The following is a 23,460-nucleotide window of genomic DNA, read 5'->3' as shown; positions in this document are numbered from 1 at the left end:
AAATGATTTTTAAAATCTTTTTTTAAGTTTTCTAGTAACGTACTAAAATAATATAAATCAGTAACAAATTTATCCAAATTATCTTCTTGTGTTAAAATTTGATGTTGAATACTATTTAAATCCTCTTTCATTTCTTATCCTTCATTCTTTATTTAAATTAGATTAATATCTTTTGTTATCTCGGGTTGAATTATGTCACATTTCTTTTTCTTAAAATAATGATATATTAATTTTATTCTTTTGTAAATTTTTAATAAATAGTTTAAATAATTATTAAGTTTTTTCTTAATCTTATTATTACTCAAATTTAGCAAAAAATATTTTTTTTAAATTTCAAACTGTTTTTTAGGCCTTCTTTTTGATAACTTTACCACAATAAAAACCTTCTTTCTTAATTGTACTTTCTAGAAAAAGCAATTTTTAGCGAAAAAAGGTTTTAATAACTACTATGAATTTATTTCCTAATTGTTGTACCAGCTTTACCCGCTAATGCTGCTTTAGCTTGGGCTAACTCCGCAATAATTGCCATTTTCTGTGACCCAGAACTAGCAAATTTCATTGCAGCTTGTACTTTTGGTAACATACTACCTGGCGCAAATTGATTTTCGGCAATATATTTTTCTGCCTCAGTTAAAGTTAAAACATCTAACGCCTGTTGATAAGGTTTTCCATAATTGATTGCAACTTTAGCTACTGCTGTTAAAATCATCAATTTATCGGCTTTAATTAACTCCGCTAACTTTGCACTCGCAAAATCTTTGTCAATAACAGCAGGAACGCCTTGATAAGCAGTTCCTGTTTTTACAACAGGAATGCCCCCACCACCAACGGTAATTACAATATGTCCTTGCTTAATTAAATCTTCGATAATTTCTTTTTCAACAATATCAATTGGCTGTGGTGATGCAATTACTCGTCGTCATCCCCGTCCAGCATCTTCTTTAACAGTAAAACCATTTTTTTTAGCTAATGCTTTTGCCTCTGTTTCGGAATAAAACGCCCCAATTGGTTTTGTTGGATTATTAAAAGCAGAATCTTTTTGATCAACTTCAACTTGTGTTACAATTGTTACAACATTTTTCTTAATTTTACGTTTATTTAATTCATTTAAAATTGCATTTTGTAAATGATAGCCAATATAGGCTTGTGACATTGCTCCACACTCTGGAAATGGCATCATTGGAATTTTATTATTCACATGTGCAGCTTCATCAAAAGCATTGTTAATCATTCCAACTTGTGGTCCATTCCCGTGCGCAATAATTAATTCATCACCATTTTCAATGATGTCAACCATTGCTTTCGCAGTATCTTTTATAATTTCTTGTTGTTCACTGGGGGAATTTCCTAATGCGTTTCCTCCTAACACAACAACTATTCTTGCCATAATTTACATATCCTTTCTCTTAAAATGAAAACTTTCTTAATTAATTGGCATTTAGAATCAAGGGCTAGTGTTTGAAATTGGTAGTAAAGTTCCAATTCCTAATAAGATAATTGTTGCAATAACAATTCCAACAATTAATGGTCATGATGCTTTCATAAAACTACCATAAGGAACTTTTGAAATTGATAAAGCTGCCATTAAAATTGCACTTGTTGGAGCAATTAAATTAATAATTCCATTTGCGAATGAAAAGGCAGTAATTGTTCCTGATGTTAAACCAGTTGCTACCCCATTAGCAACAGGACCTAAAATTGGGAAAACAGTTTGAGCAAATCCTGAACTAGATGGAATTACAAATGAGATAATTAGGAAGAAGAAGAAGGCTACCATAATAAAACCTGTTTTTCCTAATTTCGACATTGGTGCAGATAATCCACTAACTAATTTGTTTTGCATTCCAGTATTTGTCATAATAAACCCAATTCCAGCTGCAAACGCAATAACTAAACAAACGGATAAGATATCAGCTGAACCACTGATAAAACTATTAACGTATTTTTCTTCTCCTTTTCAATTAATTAATGCAATAATAATTGATGCAATAAAGAATAATGCTGAAATTTCAATAAATGATCATTGCTCTAATGGTGCAAAGAAATTGGCAATAAATGGGGCATGTTCACTAACTAATTTTGTAAAATTAACAAAGGCAGGAATTCCAAATTTGTCTCATCCAATTAATGAAAAAATCATCAAGACAAAACTAATCATAAAAATTGCCATAATTGCTTTTAGCTTACCATTATATTCTGGTAAATCATCAACAATTGCAAATTCTGCTTCATAAAAATCTTTTTTATCAAACAATGGTGATTTCCCTGGTGTACGGCGAACACGTAATGCATATCAAACAACAAATGAAATTCCACCAGCTGTTAATAATAATCATCACACAGCTCTTCAAATAATTCCTGTTGTTGATGTTAAAACAGGCACACCAGCACTATCAGCGGCAATTTGAATAACAAACGGATTTAATGTTGAACCAATACAACCAATCCCGGCACCAAATAAAATCGCCATTACCGCTGTTAAAACATCAAAACCAGCAGCCAATAAAACAGGAATAATAACTGGATATAAGGCAATTGTTTCCTCACCCATTCCATAAGTTGTACCACCAACTGAAAATAAAAACATTACAATTGGAATAATTCAAATTTCACGGCCTTTCATTTTTGCGACTAAACGGCCAATTCCAGCATCTAATGCTTTTGATTCAATAACGATTCCTAAGAATCCTCCTAAAACTAAAATAAAGACAATAACATCAACTTTATTTTTAAATCCTTGCATTGGAGCTAAAAATAAGTCAAAAATTCCGGCAGGACCACCATTGTAAAGGTTTCCATCAGAATCTTTTCATTGGCCAGTTGTTCCTGGAATTCAAGATACAATAATAATTAAAAGCGTAATTCCTAATAAAATTGTAAATGCTGTGGGTAATTTAAATTTAAACTTTTTTTTCTTTTTTATATCCATTTTTGCACCCCCCTTTTAATCTTTCATAAATAACCTAGCCACGAATTGTTGCTAGCATTACTGCTTTAATAGTATGTAAACGATTTTCTGCTTCTTCAAAAACACGTGAATATTTTGATTGGAAAACTTCATCAGTAACTTCTAATTCTCCAGTTCCACCAAATTGTTTAATCACTTGTTGTGCAGTATCTGTATTCCCATCATGGAAACTTGGTAAACAATGTAAAAAGATAGCATCTTCTTTTGCTTGTTTCATTTTTTCCATTGTTACTTGATATGGTGTTAAATACTTAATTCTTTTTCCTCAAACGGCAGAATCTTCTCCCATTGACACTCAAACATCAGTGGCAATTGCATCAGCATCTTTTGCTGCTGTTTTGTGGTCTTCAGTTAACGTAATTGAACCACCATGTTCTTTCGCAATTGCTTGTACTTTTTTCAATAATTCTGCATTTGGTCATAAGTCTTTTGGCGCACAAGCAACAAAATGCATTCCTAATTTAGCACTAACAACCATATAACTATTTGCCATATTAAAACGAGAATCACCAAAATAAACAAATTTTAGCCCTTTCATATTGCGTTGTCCTTTTTCTTCTTGCAATGTTAAAATATCAGCTAACATTTGGGTTGGGTGAAATTCATCAGTTAATCCATTTCATACTGGAACACCTGAATATTTTGCTAATGCTTCAACATCAGTTTGTTTAAATCCACGAAATTGAATTCCATCAAACATTCTCCCTAACACTTTTGCAGTATCTTCAATTGATTCTTTTTTCCCCATTTGACTACCACTTGGTCCTAAATAAACAGGGTGCATACCTAAATCAAATGTTCCTACTTCAAAAGCACATCTTGTTCGTGTTGAATCTTTTGCAAATAATAAAGCAACAGATTTTCCAGCTAATGGTTTTTGTTCAGTTCCAGCATATTTTGCTTCTTTTAATTGTCTTGCTAAATCTAATAAATAGTAAATTTCTCTTTGCGTGAAATCTAGTAAAGTTAGGAAACTTCTTCCTTTTAAATTTACAGCCATATTATTTTTTCTCTCCTTTTAAAATATAATATTAATATTTTAGATATCTTCTCTTCAAATTGGCATTGACATACAGCGAGGTCCTCCACGCCCACGTGATAATTCAGCTGAATCAATAACGTGGACTTTAACACCAGATTCTTTTAAAATTTCAATTGTAATTTGATTTCTTGAATAGGCAATCACTTCGCCAGGACGAATTGTAATAACATTTGTCGCATCATTTCATTGTTCTCTTGCCTGTGCAATTGGATCTTCTCCACCACATTTAAAAATTTGAACTGGCTTACCAACTTCTTCTGATAAATAATCCTTAATTGTTTCTTTAATTTCTTTAACTCCATTTTTTGTAATTTCAAAAATTTTAAATTCACCCATTGCTTCAAAAATTAATGGATGCGCGATAAATTTATCATAATCAATATTAGTAAAAACAGTATCTAAATGCATAAAAGCACGATTTTTTGTTTTTAAATATAATGCAATTACTTTTTCATAACTAACTGAATCATTTTCAATTAAGTTTTTTGCTACTATTTTAATAGCTTCCATCGATGTCCTTTGTGAAACACCAATAATTAATGATTTTGCATTTAAAACTAAAATATCTCCACCTTCTAAAGTTTCTTTTTCGTTACGATCATATCAAAAATTAATTTTTCCTTTAAAACGCGGATGATGTCTTAAAACAACATCAGAAAATAATGTTTCACGATTTCTAGTAACCGTAAACATTTTATGAATAGTTGCACCATTTCCAATTGATGCAAATGGATCACGTTGGAATAAAATATTTGGCATTGGATCAACCGCTAGCGGATAATTATCTGTAATTTCTACTCCTAACTCGTATTTTGTTACTCCTGCTATCATTTTATTAACAAGAGCTTGATTATCTAATTTACCTAAATAAGTACGTAACTTACTAATGTATTCTTCTTTAGCACCAGATTCTTTTAAAAACTGTTCTAGTAATTCTTGCCGCATTTTTGAATCAGTGTCTAAAACTTCAGCGACTAATTTTTCAATATATAATACTTCAACACCTAAATCTCTAAAAGTTTGTGCAAAAAAATCATGTTCTTTTTGTGCAACTGCTAAATCTGGTGTATCATCAAACAATAATCGTTCTAATAAATCTGGTGATAAATTGGCTAATTCATCGCCAGGACGATGTAGTAATACTGTTTTCAAATTACCTATTTCTGAATAAACATTAATACCATATTTTTCTATCATGTTACTTGTCCTCTTCTCTTTCTATGTCCATTTTTATTAAAATCCTTTAATAAAAATTAAAGATAAACATGCAAAACTAAAAAATGAAAATTGCTGTTAAATACACAGAATACCTATCAAATTGTAATGTCATTTAATGTCATTTAAATAAATATACTCAAGATTGATTATGTTATCCTTTTATCAAATATATTTAAAGCAATACACTTTTCCATATTGCATAAGTAAAAATGCCATTGTTTACTTTTTTATCCTTATACTTTTATATTATTCTTTTTAATTTTAAAAACAATACTTTAAAGTTTTTTATGTTATATTAATGATATTTGTTTTAGTTAAAATATTAATTAATAAATCATGTAAACATTGAATAATTTGAACTAAAGGAACAACTTTATTACGATATTCTGTTGTTTTTTCAGCAATTTCTAATCGCTTTTTCGGGTTTAATGCAATGACAAAATTATGATACGCTTGGACTTCTTCAATAATTTTTTCTTTATTAAATTCTGGTAATTTAATTTTTCCATCATTATAATCTTTTTCAATTTGATTAATATTTTCTAACTGCCCTTTTAACTTTTCTTCTTCTTTTTCAGGAGAAAAATCAGTTAACATAATATCACGTTGTAAAAATAAGCCTAATTGATTTACTAAATTTCAAATTTCTAAAGCATCATTAGCACTATTAATATCTTTTAAACATTTATCAAGTGCTGGATCAAGATTTTTTATCTCATCCTCATAAATTTTTGTTAACTCACCAATCTCTAACTTCATCATATTTACAAAAAGTTTATTTAAATCAACAGGGCTAGCTTCTTTTGCACTAGTCATAAAATCATTTAAAAATCGTGGCAATGGAATAATTGCGTTAAATAATTTGCTTACTTCAATTAATGTTGTAACTTTTTTCTGGTCAATTTCTTCTGGTTTTTTATCTTGTAAATATTCTGCTCTAATATCATCAAATAATGGTTTGATTTCTGTTTTCATAAAATTAAATAAATCTTCAAAATTAGTTTTAAACTTTGCCCCCGCTAAAAAAGCTTCTATTTTTGGATTTTTTTCCGCTGTGTATTTTGCATAGTCTGTTTCAAAAAGATTAATATATTTTGTTAAGTAACTCATCATTCCTTTTTCAACATCTGTTCAGAAATTACTCTGTTGTGTCATTTTTTATCCCTCTATTCTTCTATAATTTTTATGTATTTCAATTTTACCGTAAAATAATAATTATTTAAATTTAATTTATCTTTTCTTGCATTTCTTTAATTTTTTGACGGTTAACTAATAAATTATTTAAATTAACAACAAATGTTATTAATAAAGCAATAATGATACTTAACACAAGTAAATATAAAATATAATATTCTAAGTGGCGAAAATCTTGAAAAAAATATGGCACATAATAATTATTTGCTGGAACACTATAATTTCATAATTTTTCATCAACTGGAGTTAATAATAAAACGCCTTGGCGGACATCAATAAAAATGGTGTAAAAATTGGATGAAGATAAAACTTATATAATTTTTGTAAACAAAAATATTTATAATTTATAAATTCTTTTTCTACCAATATGCAAAAACAAATAATAAAAATAACTGGACAAACCCAATGTTACACTGTTGTACTAATTCAATAAATTGCTATGTTATGCCAACTGCCAGTAAATTTTTCACCAGTAACCGCACCGATAATTGTCCCAAGTGTAAAAAATAAAAATGTTAACAAAGCGGCAAAGACAATATATAAGATAAAAAACCGATTTGTCACAAAGCCACAATTTCTTAATTTTGTAAAATAAATTAATCCTCCTAAGGCAAATAATAAAATTAAACAATCAGTTTGCACACTTCATCAACTAACAAAATATCATAAATAACTTAATCAATTCAATTGATAATAAAATAAACTATAAAAATAAGTTAAAAGTAAAATAATAATTTCTAAACTAAAGAGAATGCTACAAAACACTAACTGTTTAATTCGTTCTGTTTGTTTCATCTTGTTCCTTTTGCTGATGATATTTATTATATAAAAAATTTTTACTAATTTTATATTTATTTGCAACAAAATCAATTGCTTGTTTAACTCGATAATTTTGTTTTATGATTAACTGGTCAATTTTAGCAACCAAAATTTCATCTGCAAWAACAGGGTCAGTAACATTCCCCACACCATCAACAACAAGCACATATTCACCAACAGCAACATTTTCTTCTTGCTGTAAAAATAAAAGCACTTTGCTTAAATGACCACGATATCATTGCTCATGAATTTTTGTAATTTCCTTACCAACGGCAATTTTACGATCACCAAAAACTGTTTTAATTATTTTTAATGTTTCTAAGGTTCGATGGGGTGCTTCATAAAAAATAATGGGGTATGGTAATGATAACAACTGTTCTAATTCATTAATCTTTTTTGTTTTTGCTTTATTTAAAAACCCAAAAAATAAAAAATGGTGCGGATTAAGACCCGAACTAACAATAGCGTTTAAAGCAGCATTAGCGCCACTAATCGGTATTACATCATAAGGATAATGTTCCAAAATATGATTAACGGCATAATAACCCGGATCACTAATAAGTGGATAACCAGCATCACTAATAATCGCAATTGATAAGTTTTGTGCTAAATCATTTAACATTTCTGTTAAACGATGCATTTCATTTTCTTTGTTTAAAGAAATTAACTGTTTTTTACAATTAAAATAATTTAATAGTTTAATCGTGTTACGGGTATCTTCACAATAAATTTTTTGAACATTATTTTTAATAACTTCAATTGCTCGCGGTGTCATTTCTTGCAAATTACCAATTGGAGTTGCAATTAAGTAAATTTTGGGATTATTGCTTTTAAAACTATATTGTTTAATTTTATTTGCCATTATAAAGACTCATTAATTTATCAAAACTAGTTGCTTTTACTAAATATTGCACCATAATTTGATAAACTCTTTCTAATAAATCATTATTAATAATTTCTAACTGAGTAGGAGAAAACTTTCCTAGTACTCAGTTTCGGGTTGGAATCTGGACATCTTTGCCAATTCCTAGACGAATCCTTAAAAAATTTTCACTACCTAATTTTTGAATTAAATCTTTAATCCCATTATGGCCAGCACTTGAACCATTCTTTTTTAACTTAATAATATTAAAAGGAATATCTTTATCATCATAAATAACAATAATATCTTCTCATATTAATTTATAAAATTGTTTAATTTGATAAACGGCAGTGCCACTTAAATTCATAAATGTCTGTGGTTTGCAAAAAAGAACTTTCTCGTTGTTAATTGTTATTTCTCATATTAAAGAATTAAAAGCATTTTTTGGCTTTGCTAAATCAAATTTATCTACCAACTTAGCAATTGCTAAAAAACCAATATTATGTCTTGTATAAGTATATTCATTGCCTGAATTCCCCAAACCCACAATTAACTTCATCATTTTGCTCCTTTTTTTACTTTAGCACTCGGTGATAAATTTGTTCAATATTTCGTAAAAAATAATTGTTATCAAATAATTGTTCTAATTTTGGTAAGGGCAAATATTTTGCCACATTATTATCAATTAAAACATTTTTAAAATCAAGTTGCTGTTGTTGTGCTATTAAAGTACATTTTTGAATAAAATCATAAATTTCTTCTCGCGAATAGTTAGTTTCTTTCAAAATATTTGTTAAAATAACTTGGCTAAAATAAATTTGATTAGCTTGTTGTAAATGTTCAATAATTTTATCCGGACTAACAACCAAATTATTAATAACACCTATCATTCGCTTTAATAAATAAACTACTAAATGATATGTATCGGGGATAATAATTCGCTCATTACTACTATGTGAAATATCACGTTCATGTCATAATAAGTTATTTTCAAATGTAACATTCATATTACTACGAATCAAACGAGCTAGACCAGCAATATTTTCCGCACTAATTGGATTTTTTTTATGTGGCATTGATGATGACCCTTTTTGACTTTTACTAAATCCTTCGGCAATTTCCCCCACTTCTGAACGTTGTAAATGACGAAATTCAAGCGCCATTTTTTCTAATAAACTAGCAATTTGACTAAAACTTGTAAATAGTGCAATATGATAATCGCGTGATGTTACTTGTGTTGTAATTGGATCAAGGTTTAACCCTAATTGTTTTGCCACATATTCTTCAACCTGAACTTCAACATGCGCATAATTACCAACTGAACCCGATATTTTTGCAACAGCAATTGCTGAGCCTGCGGCTTTAAATTGCATCATATTACGTTCTAATTCAGCATACCAAAGTAAAAATTTCAATCCTAATGAGGTTGGTTCTGCGAACATTCCATGGGTACGTCCCATAATTAATTGATTTTTATATGCAAGAGCCTTTTCTTTTAACGCAGCTTTTAATTCAAATAAATATTTTTCAACAATATGATTTGATTCTTTCATCAAATAATTTTGACTAGTATCAACAATATCAGTTGATGTTAAACCATAATGAATTCATTTTTTTTCTGGTCCTAGTGTCTCCGATAACATGCGGGTAAAAGCAACAACATCATGCTTCGTTTCGGCTTCTAATTCTAACATTCGTGGTAAATTTACTGTTAAATTAGTTTTAATTTTTTCAATATCTGTTGGAGGAATTAATCCTATTTGTGCTCATCCTTCACAAACTAATAATTCTACTTTTGCTCAAGTATTATATTTATTTTCATCACTTCAAATTTTTCCAATTTCTGGAACAAAATAGCGTTCAATCATTAAAAAATCTCCTTATTCATTAAAATAGTTTGTTCACGATCAGGACCAACAGAAAATAAACTAATTGGAACACCAACAATTTCTTCTAATTTCATTAAATATTGTTGGGCATTATGTGGTAAACCTTCAAATGTTGTAACATTACTAATGTCTTCATCTCATCCCGGCATTGTTATTAAAATTGGTTTACACATCTCATATTCTTTAATTGTACTTGGAACATAATCAATTTGTTGCCCCTGATATTCATATCCAACACAAATTTTTAATTCCTTAATAGTAGTTAAAACATCTAATAACATAATTGCCATACTAGTATAACCACTAATTCGCAGTGAATGTTTCATTAAAATACCATCAAATCACCCAATTCGTCGTGCTCGCCCAGATACAGTTCCATATTCATGTCCTGCTTCACGAATATACATTTCAACTTCCCCAAAAATTTCGGATGGAAATGGTCCTGTCCCAACACGGGTATTATATGCTTTAACGATTCCTAAAACATTGTTAATATAACGAGGTGCAATCCCAACACCAACAGGAATTGAAGATGCTGTTGGATTTGATGAAGTAACAAAAGGATAAGTACCGTGATCTAAGTCTAACATTACACCTTGTGCTCCTTCAAATAAAACCTTTTGGTGAGTATGAATTGCATTATCAACTAAAATTGAAGTATCAGTTACTAAAGATTTAATTTGTTGAAATAATGCCAAATATTCTTTTCAAATTAATTTTGGGTCAAATCCTTTACTATTAAAAACTTTTGTTAAAACTTCATTTTTAAATTTTAAATTATTTTCTAGTTTTTGTAAAAATCCTTTTTCATCAAACAAATCACCTAGTCTAATGCCAATTCGTTCGGCTTTATCTTGATAACAAGGACCAATTCCTTTTTTTGTTGTTCCAATTGAGTCTTTTTGACGATACTCTTCTTGCAACTCATCAATTTTCATATGATATGGAAAAATTAAATGGGCACGATCACTAATTCATAAATTTTTACAATCAAAACCATGTTCTTGTAAATAAATAATTTCACTAACTAATTTACGTAAATTAACAACGCAACCATTTCCAATTACATTCATTGATTTTTTATTAAAAACACCAGAAGGAACAATACTTAACTTATATTTTGTTCCTTTAATGACAATTGTATGTCCAGCATTATCACCACCAGCTCAACGAACAATAACATCTGCTTGTTGAGCAAAATAATCAGTAATTTTGCCCTTTCCTTCATCACCTCACTGGCTCCCAACAATTGCTAATGTTCGATAATTTGTACCACTCATAACTTATTTCCAACCTTTCTACGGTTTAATCTTAATATAAATCTGCCTATTTTTTTAAATTTTTCATTTTATTTATTTTTAATTACTGCTTGCACAAAACCATTAAATAATGGATTCGGTTTATTTGGACGAGAAGTAAATTCGGGATGATATTGAGCAGCAAGGTAAAAAGGATGTTTGGGGATTTCAATGACTTCTACTAAGTTTTTCTCAACATAAAGGCCACTAAATACTAACCCTGCTTGCGCTAATTGTTCACGATAATCATTATTAACTTCATAGCGATGGCGATGACGTTCTAAAGCCTCATTTTTGCCATATAATTTATGGGCTAATGTGTTTGGAACAAAAGTTGTTTTATAATTACCTAAGCGTAATGTTCCTCCTAAAGCATCAGTTTTATCTTTTCCACGAATAATGTCAATAATTGCATTTTTTGTTTCTGTTAATTCTGAAGAATTAGCATCTTGAATATGACAAACATTACGGGCAAATTCAATTACAGCTGCTTGAATTCCAAAACAAATTCCAAAAAACGGAATGTTATTTTCACGAGCAAATTGGCATGCTAAAATTTTCCCTTCAAAACCACGTTCACCAAAGCCACCAGGAACTAAAATGCCTTTGGCATTTTTTAATAATTGTTGATAATTTTTTTTATTAATATCTTCTGCTTTAATTCAATCAATTTTAATTTTAACCTTATTTTCATATCCAGCAATTCGCAACGATTCACTAACTGATAAATAAGCATCTGGAAGTTCAATATATTTTCCAACTAATTTAATTTCAATTACTTGTTGAGACTGATTAATTTTTTCAACAAACCGTTTTCATTCTGACATATCAGTTTTAGTGATTTTTAAATTTAATAACTTACTAATTACTATTTGAGCATTTTGTTCATACATTTTTAATGGTACTTCATAAATACTAGCAACATCAGTAGCTACTAAAACATTACTTTTTTCGATATTACAAAATAGAGCAATTTTTTCAAGGACATTATCATCTAGAGCTTGTTCAGTACGGGCAACAACAATATCTGGTTGAATTCCCAGTGATAATAGTTCTCGGACTGAATGTTGGGTTGGCTTTGTCTTTGATTCTTTTGATGCTGCAATATATGGAACTAAGGAAACATGCATATAAATAACATTTTCTCGTCCTTGTTCCATTCGAACTTGACGAATTGTTTCAATAAAAGGTAACGATTCAATATCTCCAACTGTCCCCCCAATTTCAGTAATAATAATATCTGCTTTTGAAGTTGATGCAGCATGATAAACTTTCTTTTTAATTTCATTTGTAACATGTGGAACAACTTGAACTGTTCCACCTTCATATTCGCCACGACGTTCTTTTTCAATTACATTTTTATATATTCGTCCTGAAGTAATATTTGATTCTTTAGTTAAATTTTCATCAATAAAACGTTCATAATGTCCTAAATCTAAATCTGTTTCAGCACCATCTGCTGTTACAAAAACTTCACCATGTTGATAAGGACTCATTGTTCCAGGATCAACATTTAAATATGGATCAAATTTTTGCATAAAAACATTTAACCCACTTGCTTTTAATAAAACACCAATTGAAGAAGCTGTAATTCCTTTCCCTAAACCACTAACAACTCCACCAGTTACAAAAATATATTTTGCCATTGTTTTATCATCCTTTCATCCTCAAATTAAAAAGAGTTTAGAAATTAACAGGGTTGTCACTTCTAACACTCTTTAATCTTGGTATTAATTATTTTCTTCCATTTCTTTTTCAAGAGCTTTTCAGTCAATTTCTTCTGTAATACCCAATTTAGCTGCTACTGTTTCGTCGTCATCATCAATAGAATAATCATTTTCAATTAAATCGTCATCAACTTCTATTTCAACAAAATCATCTTCCTCGTTATCATCATCATTATCATCTAATGTATCATCAAAATCAAGAGTACCAATTAATGCTTCTTCTTCATTTTCCTCTTCGTCTTCATCTTCATCTAAATCAATATCTTCAAATTCTTCTGTTGTTTCAAACTGATCAGTATAATCATATTGTTTTTTAATTTCATCATATTTTAAGAATTCACGTAATCCTCACATACCTTCACTTGTCAAAACAAAACGGTTATCTAACACCAAATCAGTATATAATTCCGCAATAACATCTTCTTTGCTGGCTCCGTGAACTGTCACATCACTTTTTGATGCAATATCATTTCAAATATTTTCAAAAGTATCACTATTTTTTTTCTTTTTTAAATATGAATACACTAATTCTAACAATTCTACATTATCGTTCATTAATTTAAACCTTTCTTATCAATCATTCTCATATTTTTCCCCAATTGAAAACCAAATTGTTGTTGCTGTTTTTTTACTATTATTTTTAAACGCTAGGACTTCTGAAACTTCCATAATGCATTTAATTCCTTTTGGTGTATCAATATAAATTGGTTTAGTATCACTATCATATAATTTAACTGGTTTTAGGTTGTATTCAACCATAAAATAATTATAATGGTTTTTATATTTTTTTATCAAATTACTTTTAATTTCTTCGAAATTTTTTTTTTCTGGGTTTATTTTTTGAAGAAAATTCCGCATCGTTAACATTTTAATTAATGTAACTAAAATCTCATCATTTTCACTTTCTAACATTTTTAAATAGGTAAATAATGTATAATCATCTAACGTACAATACTGGTTCGGGCTCATCATTTTTCCTTCCAACACCGGGGTTAATAAAGTAATAATTGCTTTATTTTTAAACTGATACTTGTTGTGATATAAATCATACAATCGTTTAAACATCATTTGGAAAGTTAAGTCAAATCCAATGCTTAATGAATGTAAATAAACCTGCTTATACATATGATAACGACCAATTAAAAATGATTCAATTGCATATTGTACTTTTAACGGAAAAACAATCTTTTTATCTTTAATAAACAAATGCCGAATAATTCACTGCGTATCAACATGGCTATAGCCTACGCCACTCGTTTGCGCATCACGTAATAAATAATCCATTCGGTCAGCATCTAATTGAGATGAAACTAACGATGATAAAACTTCATCAGGATGTTTGCCTTCAATCATCATACATAATTCATTAATTTCGTCTGGACTAAATTCGGCCGCTAAAATTTTATTAATATTTGTTGTTGGATCTTTAATTAATAAAGACGAATAATTTTCATGACTAATATTTTGTTTTGTTACTTGATTAGTCATTTCAAATGTATGGGAAAATGGTCCATGTCCAACATCATGCAGTAATCCTGCTAATTTAACCAATAATTGTTCATGCTTACTATACATTTCTTGAAAACTTGTTGTTTCTAACATTTTACTAACTAAATAATAAACACCAATACAATGTGAAAAACGCGTATGAGAAGCACTTGGAAAAACAAATTGCCCCCCTGCTAATTGGCTAATGCGATCCAAGCGTTGGAATTCTGGAGTGTTAATTAATTTTACGGTAATTTCTTCATCAATTTCAATATCGCCATGAACACTATCTCGGATTGTTAGTGGTAATTTCATTTTTTCGTTATTGCAATTTAGTAATATTACTAATTACTTGTTCTTTCCCTAATAAATAAATAACCTTTGCTAGTTCTGGTCCATGTTCCTGATGAGAAGTGAAAATTCGAATTGGCATAAATAAATTCTTTCCTTTCATAAGATATTGCTCCCCCATTTTACTAATTAATTGCTTAATATTTAGTTCATCTCAAACTGGCAATTGACTTAACGCTGTTTTAAAAGATGTTATCATTTCTTCATAACCACTTAATTCTGTTAGCACTGCTTGCGTTGTTGCTGATAATTTTGTTGTTGGTTCAAAAAATGGTTTTGTTAATGCTACAATTTCTGCCCCATATTGGAGTTCTTTTTTATAAATTAATAATAACATATTTACTCATTCGGTTGTTTTTTTTGTTAAATCATAGCCCGTTGCTAAAAAAGGTCGGACAAAAGTTAGATAATCCTCATCACACATTTGTTTAAGATAATAATTATTCATTCAAGTTAATTTTTTAACATCAAACATACTTGGTGATTTACTAAATCGTGTTTCATCAAAAATTTTAATTAACTCATCATGACTAAAAATTTCAACAGTACCCGGGGGGGATCATCCTAATAAACTAATAAAATTAAAAAATGCTGTTGGTAAATATCCTAATGTTCGATATTGACTAATAAATTGCATTAAATGACTATCTCGTTTTGACAACTTTTTATGTTGTTCATTAACAATTAAGGTTAAATGAGCAAAAACGGGGGGGGTCGCATTAAATGCTTCGTAAATCATTAATTGTTTTGGCGTATTGGAAATATGTTCTTCTCCCCGCACAACATGACTAATTTCCATTAACATATCATCAATGACTACCGCAAAGTTATAAGTTGGAATCCCATTTGATTTTAAAATGACTCAATCACCAAGATCTTTTCCTTCAAAATGAACAGATCCGCGGACTAAATCATTAAAATCATAACTTGCTTCATCTGGAACAAAAAAACGTAAATTATACGGAATTTGTTTCGCTAATTTTTCAGCAATTTGTTCGGAAGTTAATTGTCAACACTTGCGATTATAACGTGGTGAAGAATATCCTTTTGCCAATTGTGCTTCACAATCTTTGTCAAGTTCAGATGGAGTACAAAAACAATAATATGCTTTTTTTGTTGTTAATAATTTTTGTGCATATTTCTGATAAAGCTCTAATCGTTCTAATTGTCGATATGGCCCATAAGCTCCTGGGCGATCAATTGTTTCATCTGGTTCAATCCCTAATCAACGTAAATTATCTAATTGTGATGCAATTGCTCCTTCCACATTTCGTTCAATATCTGTATCTTCAATTCGTAGAACAAAAACACCATCATAATGTTTTGCAAATAAATAATTAAATAATGCCGTTCTTGTATTACCAATATGTAAAAATCCCGTTGGACTTGGCGCATAACGTAATCTAACTTTTTGCTTCATTTTAATCCCCTATTCTAACCTTTTACCTAATCATTTTCTTTTAATAGTAATAATGTTGTATAACTTTGAATAATATTTGGAAAATTTTGTTCAGTAGTTTTTGCTTTTAAATTAATTTTTTCAGCTGGAATTTGTAATAATTTTTGTAAATTAGTTTTAATTGATTTTTTATGTTTTTGTAAACGTGGTTCATCAATAATAATTGTTGTATCAATATTACTAATTTGATAATTCTGCTCAGCCATTAATGTTAATGCTTTTTTTAAAATTAACTGTGAATTAAGTTTTTTATTTGTTTCATCAAATCATTCACCTAAATCACCCAATCCTAAGGCTCCAATAATTGCTTCACTAATTGTATGCAACAAAATATCACCATCAGAAACAGCTTCAACTTGGTATTGGCATGGAATAAGAATTCCCCCCAAATAAAAACCTGTTCCCATTTTTAAATTATGTAAATCATAACTATTGCCAACTCGCATTATTATTTTTCCTTAGACATTAAATTTAAAAAAACATATATCACCATCTTGCATAACATAAGTTTTTCCTTCGCTTCGTAAACGTCCGTTTTCTTTGACAGATTTTTCACTACCATATTTAACTAAATCAGCATATGAATAAACTTCTGCCCGAATAAAACCGCGCTCAAAATCAGAATGAATAATTCCGGCACACATTGGCGCTGTAGCTCCTTTTTTAAAAGTTCATGCTCGTACTTCTTGCTTACCAGCAGTAAAAAATGTTTGTAGACCTAATAAAGCATAAGATTTTTTAATTAATTGGCTTAAACCGGCTTCTTTAATACCATAATCAGTCATTAATAACTTCCGATCATCTGGTTCTAATGCTGATAATTCTTCTTCAATTTTAGCACAAATAACAGCTACTTCAATTTCTTTTTGTTGAGCATATTCTTTAACTGTTTTAACATAAAAATTATCTGGTTGATTTAAATCACTTTCTGCAACATTCGCAACATAAATAAAAGGTTTAATTGTTAATAAATTAAAATTCTTTACTACTCTTAGTTCATCATCTGATAATGTTAAATCTTTTAATAATTTATTTTCTTCTAATGCTGTCCCTAACTTTAATAACAATTCATATTCAAAAACATCTTCTTTTTGTTTAAAAGTTTGTGCTTTTTTACCAATTTTCTCAATTCGTTTTTTAATTTGTTCTTGGTCAGAAATAATTAATTCTAAATTAATAATTTCAATATCACGAATTGGATCAATTGTTCCTTCAACGTGGGTAATATCTTTATTATCAAAACAACGGATAACCATACAAATTGCATCAGTTTCTCGAATATTTTGCAAAAAAGCATTTCCTAAACCTTCGCCTTTGCTAGCTCCCGCAATTAATCCTGCAATATCATAAAATTCAAAAGTACTATGAATTGCTTTATCGGGAGCACAAAGGGCAATTAAAGTATTCATTCGTTCATCAGGAACGGCCACTGTTCCAACATTTGGATTAATTGTTGCAAATGGATAATTAGCCGCTTCAACTTGTGAATTTGTAATTGAGTTAAATAAAGTGGATTTACCAACGTTTGGTAAGCCAACTATTCCCATTTTTAATGCCATTATTTTCTTCCTTACTATTAATTAATCGTCAATTAAACCTAATAATTCTAAAATACGGTTTAAATCTTTAATTCCAGTATACTTGATAAGAATTTTATCAGTATCAATGACTACTTTAGTTCCTAATCTTCGCATTATTTTATTTTCCAAAAATTCATTAACAGCTCTTTTTGACGAATCCTTCTCTGAATGTTCAATCAATGGTTTCGTTATTTTTGGATTGTATTCTTTTACTAATTTTTCAACCTGACGCGCATTTAAATTTAAATTAATAATCTTATTAATAATGTTTTTAAATTTATTTTTGTCAACATTTAAACTAATTAATGGTTTAACTTGGCCCATTGTTACTTTATTTTCTAATAACAAGGTTTGCACTTCAGTTGGTAAATTTAATAATCGCATTGTATTTGTGACATGACTACGTGATTTTCCAATTCGTTGTGCTAATTCTTCTTGTGTTAAACCTAATAATTCAATCAATTCTTTATAAGCATTAGCTTCTTCAATTGAATTTAAATCAACTCGTTGAATATTTTCAATTAAAGCAACTTCTTTCATTTGCTGATCATTAAAATCAACTACAATTGCTGGAATCGTTGTTAATCCCGCTAATTTTGCGGCACGACTACGACGTTCTCCGGCAACTAAATAATAACCATTATTAGTTTTTTTTACAATAATAGGTTGAATTAAACCATATTCTTTAATTGACTGTGCTAATTCTGTTAACTCTTCTTCGTTAAAATTTTTGCGGGGTTGATGCGGATTAGGAAAGATTTCCGCTAATGCAATTTCATTTGCTGTTTCTTTTAAAGCATCATTACTTTCAATCCCTTTAATTACTTCGTTGATTCCTTCACCAAAAATTTTATCTAATCCTTTTGAACTTAATCGACTTTTAGTATTATTTGCCATTGTTTGCCAACACCTCTCTCGCTAATTCTTCATACGCAACTGCACCTGCACCACCTTTATCATATTCAAAAATACTTAAACCATGTGATGGTGATTCACTAATTTTAACATTTCTTGGAATATGTGTTCGATAAACTTTTTCATTAAAATATTTTTTAACTTCCGTCATAACTTCAAATGATAATTTTGTTCTTGAATCAAACATTGTTAAAACAATTCCTTCAATTGTTAAACTTTCATTAAACATTTTTTGAACAAAATGAATTGTTGTTAATAACTGTGCTAAACCTTCTAACGCATAATACTCTGCTTGAATTGGAATTAAAACAGAATCAGCACAAGCTAGTGCATTTCGATTAATCAATCCTAAAGAAGGAGGACAATCAATTAAAATAAAATCATATTTATCACGAACCGGTTTAATCCGCTCTAATAAAATCCTTTGGTTATCTTCTGTTCTTTCCATCAAATAAATATCTGCACCCGCTAATGAAATGGTTGCTGGTGCTAAATCAACATTAGTTATAATGTCTGAAATAATAATATTTTTTAATGGGATTTGTCCAACTAAAACATCATACATACTTTCATGAATTTCTTCTTTATTAGCCCCTGTCCCCGTTGTTGCATTTCCTTGGGGATCAATATCAACTAATAAAATTTTTCGTCCAGTACGTGCCAATCCGGCCGCTAAGTTAATCGAAGTTGTTGTTTTACCAACGCCGCCTTTTTGGTTTGTGATTGCAATAATTTTTCCCATAATTGTCCTTCCCGTTCCGTTGCATCTGATAATTTTATACATTATTATTATATAACACTTTATCCAATTGGAAATTTTTTTATTTGATTAAACCGACGTGGGTACGGTTCTGCAGTTGGTCTTGTCTTAATAAAATAACATATGTCCCGTTCACCAAGTTGTAAAATTGTTTCATGTTGAATTTTTTCTAATTTTAAATTCAAAACAGATAAAGTTTTTTGCGCTGCCTGCAATTCAGCATTAACATTTGGTCCTTTATAACAAATAATCATTCCTGATGTTTTAACCATTCGCACTACCAATTCTAATAGCATACCTAAATTAGCAACAGCACGAGAAACAACAATATCAAAAGATTCAGAATGCGCTCAACTATATTCTTCTGCTCGAGCATGAATAATTTCAACATCTTTTAACTGTAACTTCAGCACTAATCGTTGTAAAAATAAACATCGTTTTTCTAACGATTCAATAATTGTTAATTTAATTGTTGGACAAAGAATTTTTAAAACAACCCCTGGAAAACCAGTCCCACTACCAACATCACTAACTGTCATCTCCTTAGAAAATGAGAATTCTTTTAATAATAATCCTGAATCAAGAAAATGTTTAAGATAAACCTCTTCTTCCTTAATAATTGTGGTTAAATTCATAATTTGGTTTTGTTCAATTAAATATTGATAATATACTTGTAACTGTTTTTCTTGTTCAGGTGTAATTTGTAATGCTGGTAAAGCTGTTTTAATTAATTTAATCATCGATATCCCCCATAACTTTTAATTGCTTTTAACATTATAACAATATATTTGGTAATATATAAATAGTTAAGAAATAATTAAAAGGAGTATAAAATGAATAAAAAAGCTTTAATTGTCGTTGATTATCAAAATGATTTTGTTGACCCTAATGGAGCATTATATGTTCCAGGAGCAGAAAAACTATATGAAAAAATTGTTGCTTTAATTGCTGAATTTCAGAATAATGATGATTTAGTTATTGCAACAAAAGATTTTCATACTAATAATCATTGCTCATTTGCCAAATGAGGTCCACATTGTATTGCAAATACCTTTGGCAGTGAGTTTTATAAATTAACTACAACGCAATTTGATCATATTATTTTAAAAGGAACACAACAAGATGCTGATAGTTACAGTGGTTTTTTTAGTGATAATCAAACTTCAAATGGATTACATGAATTTCTTCAAGAACACAAGGTTACCAACTTAATCATTGTTGGTGTTGCTTTAGATGTTTGTGTTTCAGCAACGCTTGTTGATGCTATTAAATTAAACTATCATGGTACTGTTGACTTAACAGCTAGTATTGGGCTTAAACCACAAGTTGTTTTTTAAAAAAACTATTATGAATGAACAACATAATAGTTTTTTAAAAAATCATCATCATTATCACCATTATTAGAATCAATATTTTTGACACGCATAATTGTTTCACCATTTGGTAATTGACCAATGCGTCCTTTACTACTTCCTTTTCATTTAACTTGATAGTAAATAATTCCTTGAGCATGTAATAGTTTTAAAATTTCAATTCAATTATATAGTTCACCACGATACATTCATCGTTTCTCACTATGTGCTTCCACTAAATCACGATTATAAAAACTATGCGGATGTGATCACATCCTAATTTGTCGAATTGTATTTTCTCGTTTTGAAACAATTTCTAAATTTTCTGCTCTATTATCACGTGGGTTACCATTAATATGATCAATTGTCATATTTGGTGGAACTGAACGAATAAATAATTCAACAACCAATTTATGTAATGGTCTTGTTTTTGTTTTTCCGTCTTCACGACGACGAATTAAATAATAATTAGTGTTTTTTGGTTTCTTTAATTCCTTAATTTTCTTTGTTACAATATTACGAACACGTCCCATATTGCTAATCTCAAGATAAGGAAATTCTCGGTGGACCTTTCAAATTTCTGCTTTTTTTGCTTTATTCATTTTAACCTCTTATTTTTTCGAAACTGCCTTGTGATCTGTAATATAAAATCGATATGGTTTTAATTTAAAATTTGTTGCATACTCAATGTTGACTCGTGATGTTGTTGTAATGTCAATTGTAGGTGGAACGATATCTTCGGCAAGATATAAAACCGAACTTTCTAGCAGGGCATGACCATCATCAGCTTTAGTAATTTTTAAATAGCGTGACAACTTCCCAGGACCATTTGCTAACCGTGGTGTTGAAACAAAGTCAGGAACTGTTTCATCAATAATAATTTCACCAGCGCGTAATAAAACTGCACTTGGATAATCAGTTTGATCAGTAACAATATTAAAGCAATAATACATTCCGTAAATTAGAAAAACATGTGCAAAACCGCCTTTTCAAAAAAGTGTTTCATTACGAGAACTACGGTTATTGTTAAACCCATGATTAGCATCATCATCAGGTCCATCATAAGCTTCGGTTTCAATAATTTTACAAACAATTTTTTTCCCATTAATAATTCGAACTAAATATTTTCCTAATAATTCGCGTGCAACAATAACAGCATTTTGCATAAAAAAAGTATCATCAGTTAAACGATTTACATTTATCATTTTAAAAAAGCATAACAAAAATTAATATTAATTTGCTATGCTAACCTACCCAATTTTTTCACATTGGTCAAATTCAACCTCAGTAGGTGTCAAACGACCAAACATTTCTAAATTTACTATTGCAATCCCTTTTGAAGTGTCAATTTTTGTTACTTGTCCTTCCATCTCAGTAAAAGTTCCTGATAAAATTCGAACATAATCATTAACTTCAAAGTTTGCCACAAATACTTTTTTAACTTTTTTTCCTTGCTTTGTTGCTGTTTTTTTAGCTGCCAATGATTTTGAAAGCATTGTTCTTGCTTCTTGATCTGTTAAAGGAAAAGGTTTTGTTCCTCGCCCTGATGAACCAATAAATCCAGTAACCCCTGTTGTGTTCCGAACAATATATCAAGCTTCATCATTCATAATCATATTAATAAAAATATAACCTGGATAAACATTTTTCTCTTTTTCTATTAGTTTTCCTCCTTTTTTGGCTGAAACTGTCTCTTTTATAACTCTAATATCAAAAACAACATCTTTCATATTTAATGATTCTACCCGCTGAATTAAGTCATCACGAACACGATCTTCATGCCCAGAATAACAATTAATTACATATCATTTTCCAAGATACTTCGTAATATCTTCTAAAGTTTCTCTGTCTTCACTTTTATCATTATCAATGATTTCATCTGTTATTGTGTTTTTTCCTAACATTACTTTACTCCTTTTAAACCTATTTATTAATTATATAATGCGAGCAACAGTTAGTAAATGATGTAAAACTAAATCTAATACTAAATAAAACACCGCAAAAGCAATAATAAATAAAATTGTGATTAAAAACTTGCGTCCTAAACTACCCTTACTTGTTCATCGAATTCTTGTAACTTCTTTTGCCATTTTGACAGGAAATTCACGAAAAGCTAATTTTCAATTTGTTTTTTTACTTTTATTTGAATTTTTACGCTTAAAAAGACCTTTTTTAATTGGTTCACCATTTTCATCAACTTCTGGTGTTGTGCTTATTTTTCTTGTTCCAACTTGAATTGGTGCTATTTTACTTGCTTTTTTCTGAAAAATTAGCGCTGCTTTTTTATTTTTCTTTTGAATTTTTAACGCTTTTTTTTCTTCTTTTGTTAAAACAGTTTTAATTTTCTTTTTTGATTTTTCATTTTTTTCCATTGCAAACACCTACCTTGTTTCTTTATGTTTAGTATGTTTATTACATGTTTTACAAAACTTATTTATTTCTAATCGTTCTTTCTGTGTCATCTTGTTTTTAAATGTTGTATAGTTTCGATTTAAACATTCGGAACATACTAATATAATCTTTTCGCGCATAATATTC

The 23,460-nt window shown here is 29.3% G+C and carries 26 protein-coding genes; 1 reads left to right on the top strand and 25 read right to left on the bottom strand.

Annotated elements, in window-relative coordinates; all coding sequences use genetic code 4:
- Positions 1-454 precede the first annotated feature (454 nt).
- The 20 genes from arcC to rsmG all read right to left on the bottom strand — a co-directional run bounded on the left by arcC (position 455) and on the right by rsmG (position 20,310).
- On the bottom strand, positions 455-1,387 hold the full coding sequence (gene arcC, locus C6B38_RS03515) for a carbamate kinase (protein WP_105298681.1): 933 nt from the start codon (positions 1,385-1,387) through the stop codon (positions 455-457).
- A 51-nt stretch (positions 1,388-1,438) separates the two neighbouring features.
- A complete protein-coding gene (locus C6B38_RS03510; RefSeq protein ID WP_105298680.1) occupies positions 1,439-2,929 on the bottom strand; it encodes a YfcC family protein in 1,491 nt (496 codons plus the stop codon).
- Positions 2,930-2,963: 34 nt separating this feature from the next.
- On the bottom strand, positions 2,964-3,968 hold the full coding sequence (gene argF / locus C6B38_RS03505) for an ornithine carbamoyltransferase (RefSeq protein ID WP_105298679.1): 1,005 nt from the start codon (positions 3,966-3,968) through the stop codon (positions 2,964-2,966).
- A 39-nt stretch (positions 3,969-4,007) separates the two neighbouring features.
- Positions 4,008-5,207: an arginine deiminase gene (locus tag C6B38_RS03500; RefSeq protein ID WP_105298678.1), complete on the bottom strand. Its 1,200-nt coding sequence runs from the start codon at positions 5,205-5,207 to the stop codon at positions 4,008-4,010.
- Positions 5,208-5,513: 306 nt separating this feature from the next.
- On the bottom strand, positions 5,514-6,383 hold the full coding sequence (locus C6B38_RS03495; RefSeq protein WP_105298677.1) for a hypothetical protein: 870 nt from the start codon (positions 6,381-6,383) through the stop codon (positions 5,514-5,516).
- A 70-nt stretch (positions 6,384-6,453) separates the two neighbouring features.
- Complete coding sequence (locus C6B38_RS11050) at positions 6,454-6,615, bottom strand: hypothetical protein (protein ID WP_233485505.1); 162 nt, start codon at positions 6,613-6,615, stop codon at positions 6,454-6,456.
- Between the two features lie 215 nt (positions 6,616-6,830).
- Positions 6,831-7,217: a hypothetical protein gene (locus tag C6B38_RS11045; protein ID WP_233485504.1), complete on the bottom strand. Its 387-nt coding sequence runs from the start codon at positions 7,215-7,217 to the stop codon at positions 6,831-6,833.
- Positions 7,195-8,103 carry a 16S rRNA (cytidine(1402)-2'-O)-methyltransferase gene (rsmI, locus tag C6B38_RS03485; RefSeq protein WP_105298676.1) on the bottom strand — a complete coding sequence of 303 codons (909 nt, stop codon included), beginning with the start codon at positions 8,101-8,103 and terminating at the stop codon, positions 7,195-7,197. The genes C6B38_RS11045 and rsmI overlap by 23 nt, the downstream gene beginning before the upstream one ends.
- The gene (pth, locus tag C6B38_RS03480; protein WP_105298675.1) at positions 8,093-8,662 is read right to left on the bottom strand and encodes an aminoacyl-tRNA hydrolase; all 570 of its coding nucleotides are present in this window, start codon (positions 8,660-8,662) and stop codon (positions 8,093-8,095) included. Before pth ends, rsmI begins: the two co-directional genes overlap by 11 nt.
- 16 nt (positions 8,663-8,678) lie before the next feature.
- A complete protein-coding gene (purB, locus tag C6B38_RS03475) occupies positions 8,679-9,971 on the bottom strand; it encodes an adenylosuccinate lyase (RefSeq protein WP_105298674.1) in 1,293 nt (430 codons plus the stop codon).
- Positions 9,971-11,272 (bottom strand): adenylosuccinate synthase, encoded by a 1,302-nt coding sequence (locus C6B38_RS03470; RefSeq protein ID WP_105298673.1) that lies wholly within the window; start codon positions 11,270-11,272, stop codon positions 9,971-9,973. Before C6B38_RS03470 ends, purB begins: the two co-directional genes overlap by 1 nt.
- Positions 11,273-11,340: 68 nt before the next feature.
- A complete protein-coding gene (locus C6B38_RS03465; RefSeq protein WP_105298672.1) occupies positions 11,341-12,936 on the bottom strand; it encodes a CTP synthase in 1,596 nt (531 codons plus the stop codon).
- Between the two features lie 84 nt (positions 12,937-13,020).
- A complete protein-coding gene (rpoE, locus tag C6B38_RS03460; RefSeq protein ID WP_105298671.1) occupies positions 13,021-13,572 on the bottom strand; it encodes a DNA-directed RNA polymerase subunit delta in 552 nt (183 codons plus the stop codon).
- 15 nt (positions 13,573-13,587) lie between these two features.
- Complete coding sequence (locus tag C6B38_RS03455) at positions 13,588-14,820, bottom strand: HD domain-containing protein (protein ID WP_105298670.1); 1,233 nt, start codon at positions 14,818-14,820, stop codon at positions 13,588-13,590.
- A gap of 7 nt (positions 14,821-14,827) precedes the next feature.
- Entirely contained in the window at positions 14,828-16,276 is a 1,449-nt protein-coding gene (gltX, locus tag C6B38_RS03450; RefSeq protein ID WP_105298669.1) for a glutamate--tRNA ligase, read from the bottom strand.
- Positions 16,277-16,302: 26 nt separating this feature from the next.
- The gene (gene ispF, locus C6B38_RS03445) at positions 16,303-16,761 is read right to left on the bottom strand and encodes a 2-C-methyl-D-erythritol 2,4-cyclodiphosphate synthase (RefSeq protein WP_105298668.1); all 459 of its coding nucleotides are present in this window, start codon (positions 16,759-16,761) and stop codon (positions 16,303-16,305) included.
- 12 nt (positions 16,762-16,773) lie between these two features.
- Positions 16,774-17,874 carry a redox-regulated ATPase YchF gene (gene ychF / locus C6B38_RS03440; protein WP_105298667.1) on the bottom strand — a complete coding sequence of 367 codons (1,101 nt, stop codon included), beginning with the start codon at positions 17,872-17,874 and terminating at the stop codon, positions 16,774-16,776.
- 21 nt (positions 17,875-17,895) lie between these two features.
- Positions 17,896-18,792, bottom strand: coding sequence for a ParB/RepB/Spo0J family partition protein (locus C6B38_RS03435; protein ID WP_105298666.1), 897 nt, complete (start codon positions 18,790-18,792; stop codon positions 17,896-17,898).
- Entirely contained in the window at positions 18,782-19,552 is a 771-nt protein-coding gene (locus tag C6B38_RS03430; RefSeq protein ID WP_105298665.1) for a ParA family protein, read from the bottom strand. The genes C6B38_RS03435 and C6B38_RS03430 overlap by 11 nt, the downstream gene beginning before the upstream one ends.
- 59 nt (positions 19,553-19,611) lie before the next feature.
- The gene (gene rsmG, locus C6B38_RS03425) at positions 19,612-20,310 is read right to left on the bottom strand and encodes a 16S rRNA (guanine(527)-N(7))-methyltransferase RsmG (protein WP_105298664.1); all 699 of its coding nucleotides are present in this window, start codon (positions 20,308-20,310) and stop codon (positions 19,612-19,614) included.
- A 93-nt stretch (positions 20,311-20,403) separates the two neighbouring features.
- Between rsmG and C6B38_RS03420 the strand changes: the two genes are divergently transcribed.
- The gene (locus tag C6B38_RS03420) at positions 20,404-20,907 is read left to right on the top strand and encodes an isochorismatase family protein (RefSeq protein WP_105298663.1); all 504 of its coding nucleotides are present in this window, start codon (positions 20,404-20,406) and stop codon (positions 20,905-20,907) included.
- 8 nt (positions 20,908-20,915) lie between these two features.
- On the opposite strand, the gene C6B38_RS03415 is transcribed toward C6B38_RS03420, so the two are convergent.
- Genes C6B38_RS03415 through rpmG form a run of 5 tightly spaced genes read right to left on the bottom strand, consistent with a single transcriptional unit; the run spans position 20,916 to position 23,453 of the window.
- Complete coding sequence (locus tag C6B38_RS03415) at positions 20,916-21,524, bottom strand: HNH endonuclease signature motif containing protein (RefSeq protein WP_105298662.1); 609 nt, start codon at positions 21,522-21,524, stop codon at positions 20,916-20,918.
- Between the two features lie 9 nt (positions 21,525-21,533).
- Positions 21,534-22,127 carry a DNA-3-methyladenine glycosylase gene (locus C6B38_RS03410; RefSeq protein ID WP_105298661.1) on the bottom strand — a complete coding sequence of 198 codons (594 nt, stop codon included), beginning with the start codon at positions 22,125-22,127 and terminating at the stop codon, positions 21,534-21,536.
- Positions 22,128-22,172: 45 nt separating this feature from the next.
- Entirely contained in the window at positions 22,173-22,826 is a 654-nt protein-coding gene (nusG, locus tag C6B38_RS03405; RefSeq protein ID WP_105298660.1) for a transcription termination/antitermination protein NusG, read from the bottom strand.
- A 30-nt stretch (positions 22,827-22,856) separates the two neighbouring features.
- On the bottom strand, positions 22,857-23,294 hold the full coding sequence (gene secE, locus C6B38_RS03400) for a preprotein translocase subunit SecE (protein WP_105298659.1): 438 nt from the start codon (positions 23,292-23,294) through the stop codon (positions 22,857-22,859).
- A gap of 9 nt (positions 23,295-23,303) precedes the next feature.
- Positions 23,304-23,453: a 50S ribosomal protein L33 gene (gene rpmG / locus C6B38_RS03395; RefSeq protein ID WP_004028373.1), complete on the bottom strand. Its 150-nt coding sequence runs from the start codon at positions 23,451-23,453 to the stop codon at positions 23,304-23,306.
- Positions 23,454-23,460 lie beyond the last annotated feature (7 nt).

The sequence above is a fragment of the Spiroplasma sp. ChiS genome (assembly GCF_002968355.1).
Classification (GTDB): Bacteria; Bacillota_I; Bacilli_A; order Mycoplasmatales; family Mycoplasmataceae; genus Spiroplasma; species Spiroplasma citri.
Note: the sequence above shows the minus strand (reverse complement) of the source record. Positions and strands in the feature narration are given on the sequence as shown.